This window comes from Phenylobacterium immobile (ATCC 35973) (assembly GCF_001375595.1).
Taxonomy (GTDB): Bacteria; Pseudomonadota; Alphaproteobacteria; order Caulobacterales; family Caulobacteraceae; genus Phenylobacterium; species Phenylobacterium immobile.
Genome location: NZ_CVJQ01000001.1, coordinates 514,985 through 534,343, shown reverse-complemented (window position 1 = coordinate 534,343; position 19,359 = coordinate 514,985). Strand labels below are relative to the sequence as shown.

The 19,359-nt window shown below is 69.2% G+C and carries 22 protein-coding genes, 1 tRNA gene and 1 other RNA gene; 16 read left to right on the top strand and 8 right to left on the bottom strand.

All coding sequences use genetic code 11. The features are described from left to right. Positions 1-58: 58 nt before the first annotated feature. The 6 genes from ffs to def all read left to right on the top strand — a co-directional run bounded on the left by ffs (position 59) and on the right by def (position 4,747). Positions 59-157: signal recognition particle sRNA small type (gene ffs, locus BN1313_RS02665), an RNA gene on the top strand. Positions 158-207: 50 nt separating this feature from the next. Then, on the top strand, positions 208-1,998 hold the full coding sequence (locus BN1313_RS02660) for a DNA polymerase III subunit gamma/tau (protein ID WP_091736232.1): 1,791 nt from the start codon (positions 208-210) through the stop codon (positions 1,996-1,998). Then, positions 1,995-2,315: a YbaB/EbfC family nucleoid-associated protein gene (locus BN1313_RS02655; protein ID WP_091736229.1), complete on the top strand. Its 321-nt coding sequence runs from the start codon at positions 1,995-1,997 to the stop codon at positions 2,313-2,315. Before BN1313_RS02660 ends, BN1313_RS02655 begins: the two co-directional genes overlap by 4 nt. A gap of 1 nt (position 2,316) precedes the next feature. Continuing rightward, the gene (recR, locus tag BN1313_RS02650) at positions 2,317-2,913 is read left to right on the top strand and encodes a recombination mediator RecR (RefSeq protein ID WP_091736226.1); all 597 of its coding nucleotides are present in this window, start codon (positions 2,317-2,319) and stop codon (positions 2,911-2,913) included. 53 nt (positions 2,914-2,966) lie between these two features. Beyond that, positions 2,967-4,196, top strand: a complete 1,230-nt coding sequence (locus BN1313_RS02645) for a DNA recombination protein RmuC (RefSeq protein ID WP_091736224.1) — start codon at positions 2,967-2,969, stop codon at positions 4,194-4,196. A 47-nt stretch (positions 4,197-4,243) separates the two neighbouring features. Beyond that, entirely contained in the window at positions 4,244-4,747 is a 504-nt protein-coding gene (def, locus tag BN1313_RS02640) for a peptide deformylase (RefSeq protein WP_091736221.1), read from the top strand. A 15-nt stretch (positions 4,748-4,762) separates the two neighbouring features. On the opposite strand, the gene BN1313_RS02635 is transcribed toward def, so the two are convergent. Further along, a complete protein-coding gene (locus tag BN1313_RS02635) occupies positions 4,763-5,098 on the bottom strand; it encodes a hypothetical protein (protein WP_091736218.1) in 336 nt (111 codons plus the stop codon). An 88-nt stretch (positions 5,099-5,186) separates the two neighbouring features. Here BN1313_RS02635 and fmt point away from each other — a divergent pair, with 88 nt between their 5' ends. Further along, positions 5,187-6,101: a methionyl-tRNA formyltransferase gene (fmt, locus tag BN1313_RS02630; RefSeq protein WP_091736215.1), complete on the top strand. Its 915-nt coding sequence runs from the start codon at positions 5,187-5,189 to the stop codon at positions 6,099-6,101. Continuing rightward, positions 6,101-6,844: a tRNA pseudouridine(38-40) synthase TruA gene (truA, locus tag BN1313_RS02625; protein WP_091736187.1), complete on the top strand. Its 744-nt coding sequence runs from the start codon at positions 6,101-6,103 to the stop codon at positions 6,842-6,844. Before fmt ends, truA begins: the two co-directional genes overlap by 1 nt. Before the next feature lie 51 nt (positions 6,845-6,895). Here the strand turns inward: truA and BN1313_RS02620 are convergent, their stop codons facing one another. After that, positions 6,896-7,816 carry an alpha/beta fold hydrolase gene (locus BN1313_RS02620; RefSeq protein WP_176695871.1) on the bottom strand — a complete coding sequence of 307 codons (921 nt, stop codon included), beginning with the start codon at positions 7,814-7,816 and terminating at the stop codon, positions 6,896-6,898. Between the two features lie 208 nt (positions 7,817-8,024). Next, the gene (locus BN1313_RS02615; protein ID WP_091736180.1) at positions 8,025-8,321 is read right to left on the bottom strand and encodes a glycine zipper 2TM domain-containing protein; all 297 of its coding nucleotides are present in this window, start codon (positions 8,319-8,321) and stop codon (positions 8,025-8,027) included. 109 nt (positions 8,322-8,430) lie between these two features. On the opposite strand from BN1313_RS02615, the gene modA reads away from it, so the two are divergent. The 7 genes from modA to BN1313_RS02580 all read left to right on the top strand — a co-directional run bounded on the left by modA (position 8,431) and on the right by BN1313_RS02580 (position 13,892). After that, positions 8,431-9,180, top strand: a complete 750-nt coding sequence (modA, locus tag BN1313_RS02610; protein WP_091736177.1) for a molybdate ABC transporter substrate-binding protein — start codon at positions 8,431-8,433, stop codon at positions 9,178-9,180. A gap of 7 nt (positions 9,181-9,187) precedes the next feature. Beyond that, positions 9,188-9,877: a molybdate ABC transporter permease subunit gene (gene modB, locus BN1313_RS02605; protein ID WP_245620066.1), complete on the top strand. Its 690-nt coding sequence runs from the start codon at positions 9,188-9,190 to the stop codon at positions 9,875-9,877. 42 nt (positions 9,878-9,919) lie between these two features. Further along, entirely contained in the window at positions 9,920-11,155 is a 1,236-nt protein-coding gene (locus tag BN1313_RS02600; RefSeq protein ID WP_091736172.1) for a TCR/Tet family MFS transporter, read from the top strand. A 61-nt stretch (positions 11,156-11,216) separates the two neighbouring features. Beyond that, positions 11,217-11,744 (top strand): PadR family transcriptional regulator, encoded by a 528-nt coding sequence (locus tag BN1313_RS02595; RefSeq protein WP_091736170.1) that lies wholly within the window; start codon positions 11,217-11,219, stop codon positions 11,742-11,744. 2 nt (positions 11,745-11,746) lie between these two features. Next, positions 11,747-12,520 carry a siderophore-interacting protein gene (locus BN1313_RS02590; RefSeq protein WP_176695870.1) on the top strand — a complete coding sequence of 258 codons (774 nt, stop codon included), beginning with the start codon at positions 11,747-11,749 and terminating at the stop codon, positions 12,518-12,520. A gap of 110 nt (positions 12,521-12,630) precedes the next feature. Further along, positions 12,631-13,386, top strand: a complete 756-nt coding sequence (locus BN1313_RS02585) for an SDR family NAD(P)-dependent oxidoreductase (protein WP_091736164.1) — start codon at positions 12,631-12,633, stop codon at positions 13,384-13,386. A gap of 80 nt (positions 13,387-13,466) precedes the next feature. Next, positions 13,467-13,892, top strand: coding sequence for a YybH family protein (locus BN1313_RS02580; protein ID WP_091736162.1), 426 nt, complete (start codon positions 13,467-13,469; stop codon positions 13,890-13,892). A gap of 55 nt (positions 13,893-13,947) precedes the next feature. On the opposite strand, the gene BN1313_RS02575 is transcribed toward BN1313_RS02580, so the two are convergent. Next, positions 13,948-14,024, bottom strand: a tRNA-Arg gene (locus tag BN1313_RS02575). 149 nt (positions 14,025-14,173) lie between these two features. Here BN1313_RS02575 and BN1313_RS02570 point away from each other — a divergent pair. Beyond that, positions 14,174-15,910 carry a gamma-glutamyltransferase family protein gene (locus tag BN1313_RS02570; protein WP_091736158.1) on the top strand — a complete coding sequence of 579 codons (1,737 nt, stop codon included), beginning with the start codon at positions 14,174-14,176 and terminating at the stop codon, positions 15,908-15,910. On the opposite strand, the gene BN1313_RS02565 is transcribed toward BN1313_RS02570, so the two are convergent. The 4 genes from BN1313_RS02565 to BN1313_RS02550 are packed head-to-tail and all read right to left on the bottom strand — an operon-like array spanning position 15,900 to position 19,348. Then, on the bottom strand, positions 15,900-17,375 hold the full coding sequence (locus BN1313_RS02565; protein ID WP_091736154.1) for a sensor histidine kinase: 1,476 nt from the start codon (positions 17,373-17,375) through the stop codon (positions 15,900-15,902). The two genes, BN1313_RS02570 and BN1313_RS02565, sit on opposite strands and share 11 nt — an antisense overlap. Before the next feature lie 40 nt (positions 17,376-17,415). Continuing rightward, on the bottom strand, positions 17,416-18,456 hold the full coding sequence (locus BN1313_RS02560) for a quinone-dependent dihydroorotate dehydrogenase (protein ID WP_091736152.1): 1,041 nt from the start codon (positions 18,454-18,456) through the stop codon (positions 17,416-17,418). After that, a complete protein-coding gene (locus tag BN1313_RS02555) occupies positions 18,453-18,785 on the bottom strand; it encodes a DUF952 domain-containing protein (RefSeq protein WP_091736149.1) in 333 nt (110 codons plus the stop codon). Before BN1313_RS02555 ends, BN1313_RS02560 begins: the two co-directional genes overlap by 4 nt. Beyond that, a complete protein-coding gene (locus tag BN1313_RS02550; RefSeq protein ID WP_245620065.1) occupies positions 18,782-19,348 on the bottom strand; it encodes a SixA phosphatase family protein in 567 nt (188 codons plus the stop codon). Before BN1313_RS02550 ends, BN1313_RS02555 begins: the two co-directional genes overlap by 4 nt. Positions 19,349-19,359: the final 11 nt, after the last annotated feature.

Here is a 19,359-nt window from a genome sequence, read left to right as displayed (position 1 = left end):
GCTCATATCTATTCGCGGCAAGGCTTGCACGCACCCCCTCAGAACGCGATATTAGGGGCGGAGATCGGCGACGGGCGGACGCCTCGCCAACCTGGTCAGGGCCGGAAGGCAGCAGCCACAACGAGTTTCGCTCCGGGTCGTCGTTCGGTCTCCACCCTCACTTTCAAGGCGCGCGCGCCAACAAGGTTCGGCCCAGCAAGGTTCGGGATGTCAGAAGACTTCACGCTCGAACCTGAACCGCCGGAACGTGATCACGCCGCCGCCGACATGTTCGGCCAGGCGGTGGCCCCGGTTCCCGAAGCCAGCGCCGCCTACACCGTCATCGCCCGCAAGTACCGGCCGCGGACGTTTGAAGACCTCTATGGCCAGGAGGCGATGGTGCGCACCCTGCGCAACGCCTTCGCCACCGGCCGGATCGCCCATGCCTTCATGCTCACCGGCGTACGCGGGGTCGGCAAGACGACCACGGCGCGCCTGCTGGCCCGCGCCCTGAACTACGAAAGCGCCACGATTCACGCTCCCAGCCTCGATCTGAGCGTCGACGGCGTGCACTGCCGCGCCATCATCGAGGGGCGGCACATGGATGTGCTGGAGCTCGACGCCGCCAGCCGCACCAAGGTCGATGAGATGCGGGAGCTGCTCGACGGGGTGCGCTATGCGCCGGTCGACGCGCGCTACAAGGTCTACATCATCGACGAAGTGCATATGCTGTCGACGGCGGCGTTCAACGCGCTCCTGAAGACGCTGGAAGAGCCGCCGCCCCACGCCAAGTTCATCTTCGCCACCACCGAGATCCGCAAGGTGCCGGTGACGATCCTGTCGCGCACCCAGCGGTTCGACCTGCGGCGCGTCGAGCCGGACGTGATCGTCAAGAACCTGGAGATGATCGCCGGCGCCGAGGGCGCCCGCGTCGAGGCTGAGGGCCTGATGCTGATCGCCCGCGCGGCGGAAGGCTCGGTCCGCGACGCTCAGTCGATGCTGGACCAGGCGATCGTCCAGGCCGAGGCCGGCCAGACGGTGACCGCCGCCTCCATCCGCGACATGCTGGGCCTGGCCGACAGGGCCCAGACCATCACCCTGTTCGAGCAGGTCATGCGCGGCGAGGCTGGCCCAGCCATCGAGACCTTCCGCACCCTCTATGGCTTCGGCGCCAATCCCGACCAGGTGGTGCTGGACCTGCTGGACCATAGCCACGGCGCGTCGGTCGCCAAGGCCATCGGCCCGCAGGCCCTGATCATGCCCAAGGAGCAGGCCCAGCGCCTGGCCGCCATCGGTTCGGCCGTCTCGGCCGGCGCCTTGTCGAGAATCTGGCAATTGCTGCTGAAGGCCTATGACGAAGTCCGCCGCGCGCCGGACGCCGCCTCCGCCGTCGACATGGCCCTGATCCGCCTGGCCTACGCCGCCGACCTGCCAGGCCCGGAAGAGGCGCTGAAGCGCCTGCAGGCCGGAGAGCCCCTTGCCGGCGGCCCTGTCGCGCCCCCCAGCGGCGGCGGGGCGAACCTGTCTGGCGGCGGCGCAGCCCGGGCCTACGCCCAGCCGCAGCAACAGACGGTCCCCGCTCAGGCGCCCGCCGGCCCCGTACTGCAAAGCTTCGCGGACGTGCTGGCGTTGATCGAGCAACGCCGCGATATCGGCCTGAAGCTAGACGTCGAGCGGTTCGTGCGGCCGATCAGCTTTCGGCCCGGCGCTATCGAATATGAGCCCGCCCCCGGCGCGCCGCGCGACCTGGCGCAGCGCCTGGTCGGCCGCCTCAAGGAATGGACCGGCGAGCGCTGGCTGATCGTACAGGGCGGCGGCGGCGGCGAGAGCCAGTGGGAGCGCGAACGCCGCGAAGCCCGCGAGGCCCGCGCCGAAGTCGAGCAGAACCCCTTCGTGAAACAGGTGATGGCCGCCTTCCCCGGCGCCGAGATCGTGGGGTTGCGCAGCCTGCCGGCTCCCGAACTCGCGGCCGAGACGGCGGCGCCCGATGAAACTGAGGACGAGGACGAGACCCCGTGAAGGATTTTGGCGCGATCATGAAGCAGGCCCAGGCCATGCAGCAGAAGCTGGCCGACGCCCAGGCGAAGATCGCTGAATTGACCGCCGAGGGTACGTCCGGCGGCGGCATGGTCACCGTGGTGCTGAAGGGCGGCGGCGACCTCGCCTCCGTCACCTTCGACGAGAGCCTGATCGCGCCGGGCGAGGGCGAGGTCATCGCCGACCTCGTGGTGGCCGCGCACGCCGACGCCAAGCGCAAACTGGACGCGGCGCAAGCCGAGCTGATGCGCGAAGCGACCGGCGGTCTGGCCGGCATGCCCGGCCTGCCGAAGTTCTGACTTGGCCGCTTCCGCCGGCCCCGAGATTGAGCGGCTGATCGGCCTGCTCGCCAAGCTGCCGGGGCTAGGCCAGCGCTCCGCCCGGCGCAGCGCGCTGGCGCTCCTGAAGCGGCGCGACCAGCTCCTGATCCCCCTCGCCGAGGCCATGGCGGAAGCCGCCGCCAAGGTGAAGACGTGCAATGTCTGCGGCGCGCTCGACACCCGCGATCCCTGCGCCATCTGTTCGGACCCGACCCGCGACGCCTCTTTGATCTGCGTGGTGGAGGAGGCCGGCGGCCTGTGGGCCATGGAACGGGCCAGCGCCTTCCGCGGCCGCTACCATGTGTTGGGCGGCCTGCTCTCGGCCATCGACGGGGTGGGACCTGAGGCGCTGCGGGTGTCAGGCCTTGTCGAGCGGGCGGCGTCGCTGGATGTCGCCGAGGTGGTCCTGGCGCTGCCCGCGACCGTCGACGGTCAGACCACCGCCCATTATCTAACCGACCGGCTCGCCGCCGCCGATGTGGTGGTCACCTCGCTGGCCCGCGGGGTGCCTGTCGGCGGCGAACTCGACTGGCTCGATGATGGCACAATCGCCCAGGCGCTGAGAGCGCGGCGTTAGGCGCGCCGGGCTCAGGGCTTCCGGCGACTCAGAGCCTGAGCTAAGAACAGACTATGAACGGCTTGGTTTTCGCCCTCGTCCTTGCGGGTTTCGTCGCCGCCGGTTGCGCCGTCTGGGCGCTTCGCGAGCGCGCGCGTGCGGGCCTCGCGGTCCAGCGGTTGAAGATGGTTGAGGCGCAGGCGGTCGAGCATGCCGAGTTCCTGAAGGCCCAGGCCGCCCAGTCGGCCAGCGCGGTGGCCGAAGCCCTCGTGCGGCAGACAGAAGAAACCTTCCGCAATCGGGAGATGCTGGCCCAGGCCCGGATCGAGGCGCAGTTGAAGCCCGTCGCCGACACTCTGCAGAAGTTTCAGGAACAGGTGACCGCGGCCGAAAAAGCGCGCGCCGAGGAGTCCGGCGGCCTGAAAGCCCAGATCGAACAGATGCTGCGCGCTTCCGTCGCGACTCAGGACGAAGCCCGTAAACTCTCGGCCGCGCTGCGGCGCGGAGCCGGGGTCCAGGGGCGCTGGGGCGAGCAGACCCTGCGCAATGTGCTGGAGGCCGCCGGCCTCGCCCATCGTTACGACTTCGATGAACAGACCTCCACCGACACCGATGAGGGCCGGCGGCGGCCGGACGTGACGGTGAAGATGCCCGGTGGGGGCCTCTTCGTGATCGACGCCAAATGTTCCTTGAACGCCTTCCTGGAACTTCAGGAGGCCGTCGACGACGTGGGCCGCGACACCCTCGGCGCGCGACACGTCGCCAGCGTACGGGCCCACATCTCCGGCCTGTCAGCCAAGGCCTACTGGGACCAGTTCGAGGCGTCGCCGGACTTCGTCGCCATGTTCGTGCCGCTCGATTCGGCGCTGGTCGCGGCCTTGGACCGCGCACCGGACCTGATGACCGAGGCGATGGATCGCCGCGTCGTGATCGTCACCCCGTCCACCCTGTTCGCGCTCTGCAAGGCTGTCGCCTACGGCTGGCGGGTTGAGGAACAGGCGACCAATGCGCGGCGCATCGCCGAGCTCGGCCGCGAACTCTACAAGCGGATCGCCGTCATGGGCGGGCACGCCGGTTCCGTGGGGAAGGCGCTTGAAGCCGCCGTCAGCCGCTACAACCAGTTCGTCGGCTCGCTGGAAAGCCAGGTGCTGAGCCAGGCCCGGCGGTTCGAGGACCTGAAGGTCGATCATGAGGGAAAATCGGTGGAGCCCCTCGAGGCCATCGAAGCCGCCGTGCGTCCCTTGACCAAGCTGACCGTGACCGATCCCGGCCCGGTGCGCCTGGTGTCCGGCGACGAGGCCTGAGCGCCACGCCGCTTGACGCCCGGCGCCTGCGCTCCTACCTCGCAAACATGGCGCTGCGCGAAATCCTCACCGTTCCCCATCCTGTGCTCAAACAGGTCTCCACCCCCGTCGAGGGCGTGGACGACGACCTGCGCGCGCTGATGGATGACATGCTTGAGACCATGTACGCCGCACCGGGCATCGGCCTGGCCGCCGTGCAGGTGGGCGTGCCCAAACGCGTCATCGTCATGGACCTGGCGCGGGAAGGCGAAGACCCTCAGCCGCGCCACTATGTGAACCCTGAGATCCTGTGGCGTTCGGAAGAGACAGCCCCTTACGAAGAGGGTTGCCTGTCAGTGCCTGAGATCTACGACGAGGTCGAACGCCCGGCGCGGGTGAGCCTGCGTTACCTGAATTACCAGGGCGAGCTGGTCGAGGAGGAGGCCGACGGCCTCTTTGCGGTCTGCATCCAGCACGAGATGGACCATCTGGAAGGCGTGCTCTTCATCGACCACCTATCTCGGCTAAAGCGCGAGCAGGCGATCAAGAAAGTCCGCAAGCGGGCGGCTTAGACCAGCCGCACGGCGTCATTTCTCTTCAGGCGCGCGGCCGTCCAGGCGCGCATCAGCGCGCTCGGCCGTGGCCTTCGCGCCTTCCTTGATCTCGGCGCCAGCCGCCTTGAGCTTATCGCCCGCTTCGCTGGCGGCGGCCTTCACCTCGCCTGCGGCGTCTTTCGCGCCGGCTTTGATGTCAGCGCCCAGTTCCTTGACCTCGGCGCTGTCGGCGACGTCCTGCGCGGCGATGGTGACGTCGGAGGCGGCGGCATTCACATCTTCGGCGGCGCTCTGCTGGGTGCGCTCCGAACAGCCTGCGAGGCCGGCGGCCAGCGTGAGTGCGGCGATGGAAATGGCGATCTTGCGCATGGCTTTGTCTCCCCGGAGATACCGTCATTCAACGGCCAAGCTTCGCCGCCGGTTCCGCCCGGCGCGCTCTGGGGCTAAAGCCTAGGCCATGCGCCTCGCCTTCCTGGGAACTCCCGATCTCGCCGTCGCAACCCTCGCCGCCCTCGTCGAGGCCGGTCACGAGATCGCCTGCGTCTATTCGCAGCCCCTGGCCAAACGTGGTCGTGGCCAGGCGCTGAAGCCTTCGCCGGTCCACGCCTTCGCCGAAAGCCACGGGCTGACAGTGCGCACGCCGGAGTCGATGCGCGACCCAGCGGTCATCGCCGATTTCGTGGCGCTGGAGCTTGACGCGGCCGTCGTCGTCGCCTTCGGCCAGATCCTGCCGGCCGCAGTGCTCGATGCGCCGCGTTTGGGATCGTTCAATCTGCACGGGTCGCTGCTGCCGCGTTGGCGCGGCGCTGCGCCCATCCAGCGGGCGATCATGGCGGGTGATCCAGAGACGGGCGTCCAGGTCATGCGCATGACGGAGGGCCTGGATGAAGGCCCGGTGATCGCCACCGCGCGCCTTCCAATCGCCGATGACGAGACCGCTGGCTCTCTGCACGACCGCATGGCCGCGGCCGGCGCAGCCCTGATGATCGCGGCCCTCGCGGACATCGACGCCGGGCGGGCGGTCGAGACCGCCCAGGCCGAGGAAGGCGCGACCTACGCCAAGAAGCTGCGACCCCGGGAGACCCGCATCGACTGGACGAAACCCGCCGCCGAAGTCGACCGCAAGATCCGCGGCCTGTCGCCCTTTCCCGGCGCCTGGTTCCAGTTGGGCGAGCATCGCGTGAAGGCGCTGCTGTCCACCCTGGCGGAGGGCGCAGGCGCGCCCGGCGAAGTGCTGGATGAGGCCTTGGCGGTGGCCTGCGGCGAAGGCGCGATCCGCCTTTTGCGCGTCCAGCGCGAAGGCAAGGGCGCGCAGCAGGCCGACGTCTTTCTGCGGGGCGCGCCGATCGCGACGGGAACACGGCTGCTCTGATGCCGCGCTATCGCCTGACGATCGAGTATGACGGATCGGCCTACAACGGCTTCCAAGCCCAGGCGAACCAACCGTCTGTGCAAGCCGCGATCGAGGCCGCGGTCCTGGCCTTCAGCAGCGAGACGCGCCGCATCCAGGCGGCCGGCCGCACCGACAGCGGCGTGCACGCCACCGGTCAGGTCGTCCATGTGGATCTGGAGCGCGAGTGGCCGGCCGACGTGGTGCGCAGGGCGTTGAACGCCCACCTGCGCGCCGAGCAGATCGTGGTCCTTGAGGCGGCGGCGGTGTCGGACGACTGGAGCGCACGGTTCTCAGCCACGGGGCGACGCTACCTCTATCGGATCCTGAACCGTCGCGACGCGCCCGCGCTGGAACGCGCCCTGGTCTGGCACGTCGCCAAGCCGCTGGACGCCGACGCCATGCATGAGGCCGCTCAGGCTTTGACCGGGACACACGACTTCACCACATTCCGCGACGCCGCCTGCCAGGCGAAATCGCCCGTGAAGTCGCTGGATCTGGCGACGGTCAGCCGGTCGGGCGACGAGGTGTCCCTGGTCTTCGCCGCGCGCTCCTTCCTCCACCGCCAAGTGCGGTCGATGACCGGGTCACTGGTGGAGGTCGGGCTGGGCCGCTGGAGCGTCGCCGACGTCAAGGCGGCCCTCGATGCGGCTGACCGCCGGGCCTGCGGGCCTGTGGCCCCGCCGCACGGGCTCTACCTGACCGGCGTGACCTACCCGGAATAGAAAAGGCGGACGCCTCGCGGCGCCCGCCCCTCCCTTCGCTTTCGCGCGGACCTAGAGCAGGTAGCTGCGGAGCGCCTCGATGTATTCGTCAGGGCATTCCCACATCGGCCAGTGGCCGACGTCCTTGAACTCGTAGAACTTCGCACCGATCAGATCGGCGCAATATTCGCCGTAGTCCGGGCCACGCTGCGGGTTGTAGGTGCCGTACACCACGAGCGTGTCCTTTACGGTCCACTTCGCCTTGACCTCTTCCTCGCTGTAGAGCTTCGGGGTCGGACGGGGGACGTCGATCGAGAACACGTTGCGGAGCGACTTGTTGATCTCCGGCTCCGACCAGACTTTCATCCGCAGCCGAACCATTTCGTCGTCCATGGAATCGTTGTCATGGACCAGCCACCACAGGCGCTTCTGAACGTTTTCGTAGGACGGATCTAGGACAGCGGCCTGGCTGAGCTCCCAGAGGTCGCCCTTCCAGGGCTGCTCCTTGAAGTCCTTGCGCTTGGTGTCGACCGCGCCGAAGCCGTTGAGCACCAGTTTGGTGACGGTCTCAGGATAGCTCATGCCGATCTCGAAGCCGATCCCGGCACCCATCGACTCCCCTTCATAGATCGCCTTCTCGTACCCGAGGGCATGAAGCAGATCGACATAGGCCGCGGCCTGCATCTTGGTGCGGTTCTCGTTGTCGAAGGGCTCCTTCGACGACATGCCGTGGTAGAGCGCATCGACTGCGAACACGCGGAAGTCGCGAGCGAACGCCGGCAGGACGCGGGCGTAGGGTTCGCCGTAGCCGCCGACCCCATGGTAGAGGAACAGCGGCGGGGCTTCCTTGTCGCCCATTTCGATGACGCGATGCTTCCAGCGCTCGCCCTGGATCATGCGAATTTCGCAACCGAACAGTTCGGTGGCGATCGAACCCCACGCCGAGCGCGGACGTTCGTTGACGGGATTCTTCAGCTTGAGATGTTCGGCCATCTGGACCTCCCCTGTTATCGACGCGCTGGTTGAGCCGCGCATCGTCTGAGGTCCGATCTATTACAGATCAAGGCCGTTTGGTCAGCCCAAAATAGGATTTCTTCTTAGATGAATACTGTATTCATCCAACGGATATGATCTCATCCGTCGCCGTTATAGCGCCTGTGACGGCGAGAGCGGGCGGCCGAAGCCGCCCGTCTGACCGGGCTTAGCGGTAGCGGTACTCGTAGTGGCACCGCTTCTTGCCGCCGCTCTTGGCGATCTCGCGACCGGCCAAGGCGCCCGCGCCGGCGCCGAGCAGGGTGCCGCCCGTGCCGCCATTGCTGACGGCGTTGCCGAGCAGGCCGCCGCCAAGGGCGCCGACGACCGTACCGGTGGTCTTGCGCGACTTTGACGCCTTGCAGACCAGCACGCGTTCGCGCGACTGAGCTTCAGCGATGGCGGGGACGGCGGCGACCGACAGGGCCGAACCGAACAGGGTGGCCGCGATAAGCAGCTTCTTCATGGGATTCTCCTAAGCTTCTTCACGACACGCCGGGCAATAACGCCGCGCGAGCAGGGCTGTTCCGAGCGGCGGTCCCGCGGCTATGGTCTGGCGCCTGTGGAGAACCCCGATGCTGCTTCGTCGCCTGACGGTCGGACTGTGCCTCTTGACCCTCGGCTTCGCCGGGCAAGCCGCCGCCGACACCATCTCGGTGGCGGTCGCAGCCAACTTCGCCGAGCCGGCCCAGCAGATCGCCCAGGCCTTCAAGGCTTCGACAGGGCATGAGGCGAGGATCAGCCCCGGCGCGTCGGGCCAGCTCCTGACGCAGATCGCCCATGGAGCGCCCTATGCGGTGTTCCTGTCGGCCGACGCCGAGCGGCCGCGGAGGGCCGAGACCGACGGCTTGGGTGTGGCCGGCACGCGGTTCACCTATGCCGTGGGGCGACTTGCGCTCTATTCGCCGCGCCCGGGGTTCGCCAGCGCCGGGACGCTCGCGGAAGACCGCTTCGGCAAGCTCGCCATCGCCGATCCCGCCGTCGCGCCCTATGGCGCAGCCGCCCTGGAGACCCTGGCCGTCATGGGCCTTAAGGACCGCCTGCAAGGTCGCGTGGTGCTCGGGAGCTCCATCGCCCAGGCCCACCAGTTCGTCGCCTCCGGCGCGGCTGGCCTCGGGTTCGTCGCCCTGTCGCAGGTCATCGGCGAGCCACAGACGACCTACTGGATCGTGCCCGCCAATCGGCACAAGCCGATCGCCCAGCAAGCGATCCTGCTGAAAGCCGGCGCCGACGAGCCCACAGCGCGCGCCTTCCTGACCTTCCTCAAGGGGCCGCAGGCCCGCGCCATCATTCGCCGCTATGGCTATGCGGCGCCGTCCCGGTGAGGGTGCGTTGAACCCCGGCGGCCCCTTCGACCTGCTGATCGTCGCGCTCACCACCCTGCGGCTGGCCGGCCTGACGACCATCCTCTTGCTCTTGGTCGCCACGCCGCTCGCGTGGTGGCTGGCCCGGTCCAACGCCGGGTGGAAGGAGGCGGTGGCGGCGATCACCGCATTGCCCTTGGTGCTGCCCCCTTCCGTGCTGGGGTTCTACCTGCTGTTGGCGCTCGCCCCCACCAGCCCGCTCATGGCGCTGGCAGCGCCGTTCGGTGTCTCAGGACTGGCCTTCACCTTCCCCGGCCTCGTGGTCGGCTCGATGGTCTATTCCCTGCCTTTCGCCGTGCAACCGATCAGAAACGCCTTCCAGGCCCTGGGAGACGACCCCTGGGATTCGGCCGCGACGCTTGGCGCGCCGCCGCTGGCGGCCTTCCTCCGGGTGATCGCGCCGGCCGCGCGCCGCGGCTTCCTGACGGCCGCAGTCCTGGTCTTCGCCCACACCGTCGGCGAGTTCGGCGTGATTCTGATGATCGGCGGCGCGATTCCGGGGGAGACCGAGGTGCTGTCGGTGCGGATGTACCGGCTGGTGGAGTCCTTACGGTTCGGCGAGGCCCACCTGATCGCCGCGGCCATGGTCGCCTTCGCCTTCGCCGTGCTCACCTGCGTCTTCCTGCTCGACCGACGCGCCGCCCGCGACCGGGACTAAGCCGCCCTCGCGCAGGCGGCGTTTTCGCCGTAAAGCCCGGCGATGTCCCTTGCCCACGGTCGCGCGGCCACCGCCTTCATCCTGGTCACCGCGTTGCTGGACATCCTGGCGATGGGCCTGGTGATCCCTGTCCTGCCCGCCCTGATACGCGCGTACTCGGGCACAGAGGCGCACGCCGGCGTCTGGAACGGGGTGCTGATCGCGCTTTGGGCCAGCATGCAGTTCGTCGCCTCGCCGATCATCGGCGCCCTGTCCGACCGCTACGGCCGCCGACCCGTGATTCTGGTCTCGGTGGCCGGGATGACCATCGACTGGGTCCTGATGGCGCTGGCGCCGGACCTCTGGTGGCTGGCGGCGGGCCGCATGATCGGCGGAATCACCTCGTCCAGCTTCACTACGGTCTACGCCTATGTGGCCGACGTGACCGCGCCGGAGGGCCGGGCCCGGGCCTATGGCTTCATCGGCGCCGCCTTCTCGGCGGGGTTCGTCGCCGGCCCGGCGCTGGGCGGCTTCCTGGGCGAGATTTCGCCGCGCGCGCCCTTTTGGGCGGCGGCGGCGATGAGCGGAATCGCCTTCCTCTACGGGGCGTTCGTTCTGCCGGAGTCCCTGGCGCGCGAGAACCGCACGGCGTTCGCGTGGTCGCGGGCCAACCCGTTCGGCGCGCTCAAGCTCCTCGGATCACAGCCGATCCTGACCCGGCTGGCCGGCGTCAATTTCCTGCTCTACTTCGCCCACCACGTCTTTTCGATCTTCGTGCTCTACGCTAGCGCCCGCTACGGTTGGAGCGCGCTGCAAGTTGGTGTGCTGTTCGCCTTCGTGGGCCTCCTGGACGTCGGCGTGCAGGCGGGTCTCGTGGGCCCCGTGGTCAAGCGGCTGGGCGAGAAGCGCACGGTTGTCGTGGGTCTCGCGTTCGGAGCCCTCGGCCTGGCGTCCATGGGGCTCGCGCCCAACGGCCTTTGGTTTATCGCCGCGATGATTCCCAACAGCCTGTGGGGCGTGGCCATGCCGCCTCTGCAGTCGCTGATGACCCAGCAGGTTTCCGAAAGCGAACAAGGTCAACTGCAGGGCGCCAACAACAGCGTCTCGGCGATCGCGGGCGTCGCCTCCCCCCTGGTCTTCGGATTCGTCTACGCCGCGACCGCCGGGCCCGGCGCATCGGCCCCCTTCATCGGCGCATCCTTCGTCGCCGCGGCCGTGGTGCTGGCGGCCGCGTCCGGGGTCGCCGCCACGGCGGCGGCGCCCAGGGTGTCGGCGCCCAGGGCCGCCCCCGCCGATTGATTCACGGGCGTCAACTTGCAAGCCACTTGCAAGTAGAATTCTAAGATATATCTTAGGTGCGATGAAGCCTCGCCGTCCTGACCATGACCCTGACGAACCCGCCTTCGACGGCCGTCACCGGCGGCGGCAGTTCGACCGCGATGGCGTGCGCCTTCTGCTGCTGCGGCTGATCGCCGACGAGCCGCGCCACGGCTACGACCTGATCCGCGCCGTCGAGACCCTGAGCGGCGGCGCCTATGCGCCCAGTCCTGGCGTCGTCTATCCGATCCTCACCCTGCTGGCCGACATGGGCCTGGTGGAAGAGGGCGTCGGCCCAGAGCAGAGCCAGCGCCGGACCTTCCACGCCACGGCCGATGGTCTGCGCGCCCTGGAAACCCAGGCGGCTGAAACAGCAATCGCGCTTGAGCGCCTGCAGTCGCTGGCGACACGCGAGGAGCACCCCGTCCGCGCGGCCTTCCATCGTCTGCGCGAGGTCGCCCGCGGCAGACTGCACGACGACCCGGACAACACCGAGCTGGCCCAATGCATCATCGCGATTCTCGACGAGACCGCCGAACGCGTCGCCGGCCTAAAATCCAAGGAGACCTGACCATGAGCGAAACCCTCCTCAAGCGCCCCAGCCCCGAGATGGTCGACGCCATGCGCCGCCGCGGCATGGCCGAGCGCGTCCTGACCGTGCAAAGTTCGACCCGCGTGACGCCGAACATGCAGCGTGTGGTCGTGACCCAGGAAGGCGAAGGCGCCTTCGACCTCAAGCCTGGCCAGGACCTCGTGCTGATGCTGCCCGACCAGGAGGGCGGCCTGGGCCGCCGGCACTACACCGTGCGCCGTTATGACGCCGCGACCGGCTGCATCGACCTCGACGTCGTCCTGCACGGCGATGACAACCCAGGCCCGCGCTGGGCTCTGAACGCCAGGGCCGGCGATCAGGTGGTGTGCTTCGGCCCGCGCGGCCATATCCATCTGCGCTCCGGCGCCGAGTGGCGCGTGTTCTTCGGCGACGAGACCTGCCTGCCTGCGATCCTGGCGATGATCGAGGCCCTGCCGGAAGGCGCGCCTGCGACCGCTTACATCGAGATCGAGGCAGAGGCCGACGCCCAGGCCGTCGAGACTCAGGGTGACGTCCGGGTCGAGTGGCTGGTCCGGGCTGGTCCGGCGCAGCCGATGAGCCGGCTGCTTAACGCCGAGGTCGCGGCATTCCAGCCCCCTGCCGGCCAAGGCCACATCTACCTCATCGGCGAGACCAGCAGCGTACGCTGGCAGCGCCAGAGCCTGATCGCCCGCGGCGTTCCCGCCGACCAGATCATCGCTGAGGGCTTCTGGCGTCCCGGCCGCCTGGGCGGCCATGATCACGTGCGGGACTAGCTCGTCTAAGGCCGAGGCGGTCACGGGCCCCCGCGACGCTTGCCTCGGCAAGGTCCGGCGCCTATTGCCTGCCGGGCCCCGTGTCATGAGGGCCGAACCGGGGGAAGCACATGGATCTTGAGCTCAAGGGCAAGCGCGCGATCGTCACCGGCGGCAGCCGCGGGATCGGCAAGCAGATCGCCGCCCAGTTGGCCGCTGAAGGCGCGAGCGTGGCCATCGTCGCCCGCGGCGCCGAGGCCCTGCAAGCCACGGCGGCGGAGCTCAGCGGGCGCGGCGGCGGCGAGGTCATCGGCCTGACCGTAGACGTCGGCGACCGCACGTCCGTCGACGCCATGGTGGCGCAAGCCGTCGCCCGGCTGGGCGGCGTCGAAATCCTGGTCAACTGCGCCGCGTCTGTAGGCGGCGGCGGCGGTCGCAACATCGCCGACCTCCGGGAGGAGGCGATCCTCGCCGACCTCAACGTCAAGCTGATGGGCTACATGCGGATGGCGCGCGCGGTCGCTCCGCATATGATCGCCGCCCGCTGGGGCAGGGTGATCAACATCGGCGGCCACGCCATGCGGGTGACCGGCAATTACTCGGCCGCCCTGCGCAACGCCGCAATCACCGCCTGGAGCAGCAACCTAGCGGGCGAGCTGGGACCGCAGGGCATCAGCGTCAACACCGTCCACCCCAACTTCACCTTCACCGAACGGCGCAGCGATAATCTTGGCGCCCGCGCGATTGAAGCCAACAATTCCGGCCGTGTGCCTGAGGCGACCGACATCGCCTATGTCGTCGCCATGCTGGCCTCGCCGCGCGGCTGGGTGATCAACGGCGAGTCGATCATGGCCAGCGGCGGGTTGCAGGGTCTGATCAACTACTAGGCGCAGCCTCGCCACGGCCCGCGGCGGCGTCACGCTCGCCGCCCTTGACGTTTGGGAGCGCCACGCGGCCTTCTTGGCCCATGCAAGCCGCTGAACAGATGATCGACCGCTATGTCGCTGCGGTCCTCGCCAAGGACGTGGCGGGGCTGGCGGCGCTCTACAGCCCCGACGTCGTCGTCTTCGACGCCTGGGCCGCCTGGCGCTACGACGGCCTCCTCGCCTGGCGGCCGGCCTTGGAGCGATGGCTGGGCGGGCTCGGCGACGAACGTGTCATCGTCACCTTCGACGGCGTCCAGGCCCACAGCGTCGGAGAAGCTGTCGTCGTCTCGGCGATCGTCCGCTATGCGGGCGTCTCACCCACGGGCGCGGCGCTCAGAGCCATCGAGAACCGCCTCACCTGGCTTCTGATCGGGGACCACGCCGAGTGGCGGATCGCCCACGAGCACACCTCCAGCCCGCTGCACGCCGACACAGCCGCACCGATGTTCGAGCGATCCACCGGCTGAGTCAGGCCCGCCTCCGCATGAGCGGGTTATCAGGCCTGGGATGTCAGGAAAAATTTGGCGCGCCCGGAACGATTCGAACGTCCGACCCTCAGATTCGTAGTCTGATGCTCTATCCAGCTGAGCTACGGGCGCGCACTGCCTTGCGGCAAGGGGCGGGTATCTAGCGCGGCGCGGGGCAAGGTTCAACCCGCTTCGATCATGGCGCGTGCAACGCATTGTTCCGCTTGCCTGCGCGGCTATGGTGGCGCGGTCCCGTCGCCTTGCCTGAAAGCCTGATCCGAATGTTCGTCGCCGCGCGCCTGAAGTCCGCCTCCGCCCTCGCCGTCGCCGCGCTGCTGGCCGCCTGCGCTACGATGGAAACCCCGCCGTCCGCCCCGCCGGCGCCCGTCGCCGAAGCGGCTCTGCCCGCGCCGCATGGCATGGTGGCCGCGGCCAATCCGCTGGCGGCGGAGGCCGGGCTGGCGGTCTTGAAGCGCGGCGGGTCGGCGGTGGACGCCGCCATCGCGATCCAGGCGGTGCTGGGCCTGGTCGAGCCGCAGAGCTCCGGCCTGGGCGGCGGCGCATTCATGACCTTCCATGACGCCAAAACCGGCAAGACCCTGGCCTATGACGGCCGCGAGACCGCGCCCGCCGGCGCGTCGCCCGCCATGTTTCTCGGCGCCGACGGCAAGCCGCTGGATTTCGGGGACGCCATCCTCTCGGGTCGCTCCACCGGCGCGCCAGGCGCCATCGCCATGCTGAAGATGGCCCACGAGGCCCACGGCAAGCTAGACTGGTCATCGCTGTTCGCGGACGGCGAGCGCCTGGCCGACGGCGGCTTCAGCGTCAGCCCGCGCATGGCCTACATGATGCGCGGGTCGTTCCCACAGAACGGCGCGCCGGACGTAAAGGCCTATTTCACCAAGGCCAACGGCAAGCTCTACGACGCCGGCGACACGCTGAAGAACCCGGCCTACGCCGCCACCCTGCGCAAAATCGCCGCCGAGGGCCCCAAGGCGATCCTGGAGGGCCCGGTCGCCGCGGCCATCGTCAAGCGCCTGCACGAGGGCCCCAATCCGGGCTCGATGACGCTGGCCGACCTTGCTGGCTACCGGCCAAAGGTCTCCGACGCCTTCTGCCGGCCCTATCGGGTGTATGTGGTGTGCACGCCGCCCCTGCCCTCGGGTGGGCCGGCCCTGCAGCTGGGGCTGGGCCTGCTGGCGCACACCGACATCGACCAGCACCCAAACGACGTCCAGGGGTGGTACCTGTTTTCGCAGGCCAGCCGCCTGATGTACGCCGACCGCGACCGCTACATGGGCGACCCGGCCTTCGTCGATGTGCCGGTCGAGGGCCTGTTCGACCCGAGCTACCTCGCCGCCCGCGCCGCCCTGATCGGTCCCATGGCCGGCCCCGCGCCCAAGCCCGGCGCGCCCAAGGGCGCTGGTGTCCGCAGCCCAGACCGTACGCTGGAGCCCGGCGGCACCAGCCACATCGTCATCGTCGACGGCGACGGGAACGTCCTCTCCATGACCACGACCGTGGAGAGCATCTATGGGTCGGGCCGCATGGTCGGGGGTTTCTTCCTGAATAACCAGCTCACCGACTTCTCGCTGTCGCCTACCGATCCCGACGGCGCGCCCGCGGCCAACGCCGTGGCGCCTGGCAAGCGCCCACGCTCCTCCATGGCGCCGGCGATCGTCTTCGACGGGGCCGGCAAGTTCGTGGTCACCGTCGGCTCGCCCGGCGGCTCGGCGATCCTGGCCTATAACCTGAAGACGCTGGTGGGGGTGCTGGACTGGAGACTCTCAGTCGATGACGCCCTCGAGCTGCCCAATCTGATCGCTCGCGGCGGCGCTTACGGCGCGGAAGTCGACAAGTTCACGCCCACCGTCGCGGCGGGGCTGGCCGCCAAGGGGGTCAAGCTGGGCTCAGGCGGCGGGGCCGAAGGCTCCGGCATCCAGGGCATTGAGATGACGCCGGAGGGCCTGCGCGGCGGCGCGGATTCCCGGCGCGAAGGCGTGGTTCTTACGTTCTAGGCGCGTCCGGCAAACGGAGTTCGAAGGCGGCGCCCTCAGGGCCCGTCTCGGCGAGGGTGAGGTCACCGCCGTGGCCCGCGGCCAGCTCCCGGGCGATGGCCAGACCAAGGCCAGCGCCGCCCTGCCGCGTCGAACCGGCGAAGGGCTGGAACAGGCGAGGCAACGATCGCTCCGGCACGCCCGGGCCATTGTCGGCGATGCGGATGGTGCTGGCCTGGCCGTCATGGGTCAGGCTGACCTCGATGCGGCCCGGCGCCGCGCGCTTATCCTGAGCCTCAATCGCCTGACGGGCGTTGCGCAACAGGTTGGCGAGCATCCGGTGCAACTGTTCGGGATCGGCGTCGACCTTGTCGGCCCGACCGATTTTGGAGACCAGGCGCACGCCGTCGGGCGAAAGCCGCGCCTCTTCGGCGGCGTCGGCGAGCGCCGGGGCCAGCTTGACGCTGCGCACCAGCGGCGCTTGTTCTTCGGTCTTGCCATAGGTCAGGACGTCGGTGGCCAGCTTCACCGCCCGGTCGAGCGCGCGCTCCAACCGGGGCATGGCCTGGCGGACCTTGGGATCATCGAGCTGCGACAGCCGCTCCGAGGCGATCTGGGCGCTGGTCAGCATGTTGCGCAGGTCGTGGTTGATCTTGGCCACCGCCTCGCCAAGCGCCGCCAGCCGAGCGCGCGAGCTGAGCGCCGCACGCAGGTCGGCCTGCATGCGCTCCAGCTCGGCCTCCGCGCGGCCGATCTCGTCCTGGCGGCCAGACAGGTCGACGCGCGCGGCCGGATCGTCCGGGTTCGCGCGGAACCGCTCCATGGCGTGGGTGATCCGCTGCATCGGCCGGACGAGAAAAAGGTTGAGCGACAGGTAGACCAGCACGCCGGCCACCGCCGCGACGAAGGCGATCACCAGCACCAGGCGGCCGAGATAGATCAGCAGCGCCGCCTTCAGGCCGGCGTCTGGGGCGACGATCTCGATGAATTCGGCCTCGCGCAGGGACGGGGCGGCGACGACGCGGACACGGCGGTCCTGGCCGCCGAACAGGGTGCGGAACGGCGCGGCGAGCCAGGGCATGACCGCCTGCGAGCGCAGATCGACCAGATAAGGCGTCCTGGGCGGCGTCGGGCCACGCAGGACCAGGCGGCGCATGCCGTCCGTCTGGATCGCCACCCATTCGACGCCGGCGCCGCGCAGCAACTGGGCCGACAGTTGCTCGGTCACCACCCGGTCCGGCGCGACGTCGGGCGCGAGCGAGGCCAGTTCGGCGGCCCGCACGCGGTCCAGCAGCCATTGCCGCTCGAAGGCCGCCATGGCCGGCGGCAAGGCGAGCGCCGCGCCCAGGGTGACAAAGAGGATGGTGAGCGTGAGCAGACGCGCCGAAAGCCCGCCCGGCCAGTAGAAGCGAGGCCGGTCGCGGCCTTCCGGCGTCGAAGGAGACGACGCGGTCAGCTCATCCTTGGGCGTGGGCTCGTCAGCCATCCCTCTCCCGTTAATCCAGCCCGTCCCGGCGAGGAAGGGGCTAGCTCGCCCCGACCGCTTCGGAAACCGACCTGAAGCCGTCGGCGCGCAGCCGTTGGGCGAGGTCTCGCTTGATCCGGGTCACCAGGCCCGGACCCTCAAACACCAAGGCCGAGTAAAGCTGCACCGCAGAGGCGCCAGCGCGGATTTTGGCGTAGGCGTCCGCGCCCGAGGCGACGCCGCCGACGCCGACCAGGGCCAGCCGGCCAGCCGCCGCCTGGGCGAACTGGCGCAGCATCTCGGTCGAGGGCGCGAGCAGCGGCGCGCCGGAAAGGCCGCCCATCTGCGTCGCGTGCGGCGACGCCAGCGCCGGTCGGGCGACGGTGGTGTTGGAGACGATGATCCCGGAGACGCCGAAGGTCAGGCAGGTCTCGACGATCGCCTCCGGTTCGCCGGCCTCGAGGTCGGGCGCGACCTTGAGGAAGATCGGCACGCGACCGGACATCGGCAGGGCGTCACGCGCCTCGGCGAGGCGGCCGAGCAGATCCTCCAGCGCAGCCTTGGTCTGGAGCGCCCGCAGACCTGGGGTGTTGGGCGAGGACACGTTGATGGTGAAGTAATCGCAAAGGCCCCACAGCCGCTGCAGGCCCTTCACATAGTCCAGGGCCTGATCCGTGGTGGTCTTGTTGGCGCCGATGTTGGCGCCGACCACACCAGTTCCGCGGCGGCTAAGCCGGGCCGCGAAGATCTCGAGGCCTTCGTTATTGAATCCCATCCGATTGATAACGGCGCGGTCTTCGCTCAATCGGAACAGCCTGGGTCGCGGGTTGCCGACTTGCGGCTCCGGCGTCACCGAGCCGCATTCGGCGAAGCCAAAGCCGGCGCGCAGCATAGGGGCGAAGGCCTCGGCGTTCTTGTCGAATCCCGCGGCAAGCCCCACTGGATTGGGCAAGGCGAGACCCACCAGGCTCGTGGCCAAGATCGCATCGTCCGCGGCGCCGACGGGCCCCAGGCCAGCCATCAGCCCCTTGATCGCCAGGCCGTGGGCCGTTTCGGCGTCGAGCTTGCGGAGCGCCGCCGTCGCGAGATCGTGCAGGGTCATGAGCCGAGTCCCAGTTGCGGCGCGCCGGCGGCGTCCAGCGGCGCGGGCGTGACACCCCGCACCAGGGCCGGATCAAGCGGCGCATAAAGGTGGGGAAAGAGGTCGCCCCCGCGGGAGGGCTCCCAGACGAGGTCGAGATCGTCGCCTTCAACCTCAAGGACGACGAGGTCGGGCTGGCCGGTGAAATGTTTGCGCGCCGTCTCCTGGGCCTGGGCCGCGGTGGAGAAGTGGATGTAGCCATCGGCGAGATCGACCCCGGAGCCCACGAAGGCGCCAGCCGCAAGCGCGGCGTCCCACTCCGCGCGGGTCAGAATCTTGTAGATCCTCACCCGCGGGCCTCGCCCAAAATGACCGCCTCGACGGTGGTCGTGCCGTCGGGGTTAAGCCGGAAGACCGCGGCGGTCGAGGTGGGAAAGCCAGAGACCAGGCGCGCGGCGGCCGCCGCCGGCGTAGGGTCCTTCACCAGCAGTCGCATCGCCGCGTCGTGGATGCCAGGGTTATGGCCCACGACCATGACGCAGGCGGCCTCGGCGGCTTCGGCTGCGTCGAGCACGGTCTCAGCGTCGGCGTTGTAGAGCGCGGCCTCGAACTCAACCTTGGCGCCAGGGAAGGCGGGCTGGGCGGCGGTCCACGTCTCGCGCGTGCGCTGGGCGCTGGAGACCAGCACACGATCCGGCGCGTAGCCGGCGTCGGCGAGCTGATGAGCCGTCTCGGCCGCAGCGCCGGCGCCGATCGCCGTCAATCGGCGCGCGCTGTCACCACCCGTCGCACGGTTCTCGGCCTGGCCGTGGCGCATGAGGATCAGCCGGTTCATCTCGCTTCCGTCGCGGCCCGCACCGTAGGGGTCCACCTCCATAGCGACGCCCGCGCGCCCTGCGAAGCCCCGCCTCATGGGAAACCCCG

Bases quoted from the DNA above. Each gene is read 5' to 3' on its own strand.
- BN1313_RS02660 (WP_091736232.1), top strand. From the start codon at position 208: ATGTCAGAAGACTTCACGCTCGAACCTGAACCGCCGGAACGTGATCAC.
- BN1313_RS02645 (WP_091736224.1), top strand. From the start codon at position 2,967: ATGAACGGCTTGGTTTTCGCCCTCGTCCTTGCGGGTTTCGTCGCCGCC.
- def (WP_091736221.1), top strand. From the start codon at position 4,244: ATGGCGCTGCGCGAAATCCTCACCGTTCCCCATCCTGTGCTCAAACAG.
- BN1313_RS02635 (WP_091736218.1), bottom strand. From the start codon at position 5,098: ATGCGCAAGATCGCCATTTCCATCGCCGCACTCACGCTGGCCGCCGGC.
- fmt (WP_091736215.1), top strand. From the start codon at position 5,187: ATGCGCCTCGCCTTCCTGGGAACTCCCGATCTCGCCGTCGCAACCCTC.
- truA (WP_091736187.1), top strand. From the start codon at position 6,101: ATGCCGCGCTATCGCCTGACGATCGAGTATGACGGATCGGCCTACAAC.
- BN1313_RS02620 (WP_176695871.1), bottom strand. From the start codon at position 7,816: ATGGCCGAACATCTCAAGCTGAAGAATCCCGTCAACGAACGTCCGCGC.
- BN1313_RS02615 (WP_091736180.1), bottom strand. From the start codon at position 8,321: ATGAAGAAGCTGCTTATCGCGGCCACCCTGTTCGGTTCGGCCCTGTCG.
- modA (WP_091736177.1), top strand. From the start codon at position 8,431: ATGCTGCTTCGTCGCCTGACGGTCGGACTGTGCCTCTTGACCCTCGGC.
- BN1313_RS02600 (WP_091736172.1), top strand. From the start codon at position 9,920: ATGTCCCTTGCCCACGGTCGCGCGGCCACCGCCTTCATCCTGGTCACC.
- BN1313_RS02595 (WP_091736170.1), top strand. From the start codon at position 11,217: ATGAAGCCTCGCCGTCCTGACCATGACCCTGACGAACCCGCCTTCGAC.
- BN1313_RS02590 (WP_176695870.1), top strand. From the start codon at position 11,747: ATGAGCGAAACCCTCCTCAAGCGCCCCAGCCCCGAGATGGTCGACGCC.
- BN1313_RS02585 (WP_091736164.1), top strand. From the start codon at position 12,631: ATGGATCTTGAGCTCAAGGGCAAGCGCGCGATCGTCACCGGCGGCAGC.
- BN1313_RS02580 (WP_091736162.1), top strand. From the start codon at position 13,467: ATGCAAGCCGCTGAACAGATGATCGACCGCTATGTCGCTGCGGTCCTC.
- BN1313_RS02570 (WP_091736158.1), top strand. From the start codon at position 14,174: ATGTTCGTCGCCGCGCGCCTGAAGTCCGCCTCCGCCCTCGCCGTCGCC.
- BN1313_RS02565 (WP_091736154.1), bottom strand. From the start codon at position 17,375: ATGGCTGACGAGCCCACGCCCAAGGATGAGCTGACCGCGTCGTCTCCT.
- BN1313_RS02560 (WP_091736152.1), bottom strand. From the start codon at position 18,456: ATGACCCTGCACGATCTCGCGACGGCGGCGCTCCGCAAGCTCGACGCC.
- BN1313_RS02550 (WP_245620065.1), bottom strand. From the start codon at position 19,348: ATGAGGCGGGGCTTCGCAGGGCGCGCGGGCGTCGCTATGGAGGTGGAC.